At 61.6% G+C, this 1,174-nt stretch carries 1 protein-coding gene; it reads left to right on the forward strand.

Going from position 1 to position 1,174, the window contains the following annotated elements; genetic code table 11:
• Nucleotides 1–1,174 (forward strand): Ig-like domain-containing protein (locus FB481_RS23125; protein WP_147178133.1); only part of this gene is annotated, 1,174 nt, incomplete at both ends.

Here is a 1,174-nt window from a genome sequence, read left to right on the forward strand (position 1 = left end):
ATCGTGACGCTGACCATTACTCAGGGTGCCAACACCTTTACCGTGACCACACCGGTTCTGGCGGGTGGCACCTACAGCGTCGAGCTGACTCAGCCGCTTGCTGAGGGCCCGTACTCGGTCGATGCAAAAGTCACTGATCCGGCCGGCAACACTGGCTCGGCCACTGACACCGGTGCTATCGACACCACAGCACCGCTGATCACTGTCGATGCTCCAGCTATTACCAACGACACCACCCCGACCATCGTGGGTACTACCGATGCTCCGGTGGGCAGCACCGTTACGCTGACCATTACTCAGGGTGCCAACACCTTTACCGTGACCACACCGGTTCTGGCGGGTGGCACCTACAGCGTCGAGCTGACTCAGCCTCTTGCTGAAGGTCCCTACTCGGTCGATGCCAAAGTCACCGACGCCGCCGGCAACACCGGTTCGGCCACTGACACCGGTGCTATCGACACCACGGCTCCGCTGATCACTGTCGATGCCCCGGCCATCACCAACGACACCACGCCGACCATCGTCGGTACTACCGATGCGCCGGTCGGCAGCACAGTGACACTGACCATCACGCAGGGCACGACCGTGCTGACCACCACCGCTACGGTCGTGGCTGGCGGCACTTACTCTGCGGATGTGCCGGCTGGCTTGGTTGAAGGCCCGTACTCGGTCGACGCCAAGGTCACCGACCCAGCCGGCAACACCGGTTCGGCTACTGACACCGGTGCTATCGACACCACAGCACCGCTGATCACTGTCGATGCTCCAGCCATCACCAATGACACGACGCCGACCATCGTCGGTACTACCGATGCGCCGGTGGGCAGCACAGTTACGCTGACCATCACTCAGGGTGCCAACACCTTTACCGTGACCACACCGGTTCTGGCGGGTGGCACCTACAGCGTCGAGCTGACTCAGCCGCTTGCTGAAGGTCCCTACTCGGTCGACGCCAAAGTCACTGACCCAGCCGGCAATACTGGCTCGGCCACTGACACCGGTGCTATCGATACAACGCCACCCGCTCCGACCATCAGCCTTGACGCCAACATCACCGCCGATGACGTGATCAACATTGATGAGTCCACTCAGCAGATCCCGGTCACCGGCACTGTCGGTGGCGATGCCAAGGTCGGTGACACCGTCACCCTGACCGTTAATGGCAAGACCTTTA

This window comes from Pseudomonas sp. AG1028 (genome assembly GCF_007993955.1).
GTDB classification, from domain to species: domain Bacteria; phylum Pseudomonadota; class Gammaproteobacteria; order Pseudomonadales; family Pseudomonadaceae; genus Aquipseudomonas; species Aquipseudomonas straminea.